The organism is Streptomyces melanogenes, from assembly GCF_014649795.1.
In the GTDB taxonomy this organism is placed as follows: domain Bacteria; phylum Actinomycetota; class Actinomycetes; order Streptomycetales; family Streptomycetaceae; genus Streptomyces; species Streptomyces noboritoensis.
The window spans coordinates 1-650 of record NZ_BMTS01000094.1; the positions used below are offsets into that span (position 1 = coordinate 1).

At 66.9% G+C, this 650-nt stretch carries 1 protein-coding gene; it reads right to left on the reverse strand.

Going from position 1 to position 650, the window contains the following annotated elements:
- Positions 1-127: 127 nt before the first annotated feature.
- A partial coding sequence (locus IE252_RS42900; RefSeq protein ID WP_190094937.1) for an acyl-CoA carboxylase biotin carboxyl carrier protein subunit occupies positions 128-650 on the reverse strand: 523 nt, incomplete at its 5' end.

Consider the following 650-nt stretch of genomic DNA (forward strand, 5'->3'; position numbering starts at 1 on the left):
TTGCCGAACGAGGCGGTCTCCGAGGTGAAGCGGTCACCCGTGAGCTGCATCCCGTCACCCGAATCACCCGCGAAGCGGATGATCACCCGATCGAGGCGTTTGACTTCCTTCAGCATCGAATGGCTCCTCAACCCTTGATTTCGCAGATGGTGGCGCCGGACGTGACGGACGCGCCTACAGCCGCGGCGAGGTCCCTGATGGTGCCGGAGCGGTGGGCGTTGAGGGGCTGTTCCATCTTCATGGCTTCGAGGACGACGATGAGGTCGCCTTCCTGGACCTCCTGGCCCTCCTCGACGGCGACCTTGACGATCGTGCCCTGCATGGGCGACGCCAGCGAGTCACCCGAAATGGCGGAGCCCGTCTTCTTCTTGTCGCGGCGCTTGGGCTTCGCTCCGGCCGCCAGGCCCGTACGGGCGAGTGACATGCCGAGGGACGACGGGAGGGAGACTTCGAGGCGCTTGCCGCCGACCTCGACCACCACCGACTCCCGCTCGGTGGGCGCTTCGTCGTCGCCGTCGACCGCAGGGGGGACGAACGCCGGGATGGCGTTGACGAATTCGGTCTCGATCCAGCGGGTGTGGATGTGGAAGGGGTCGGCGGTGAAGGCGGGGTCGATGACGACGGCCTGGTGGAAGGGGATGGCGGTGGCC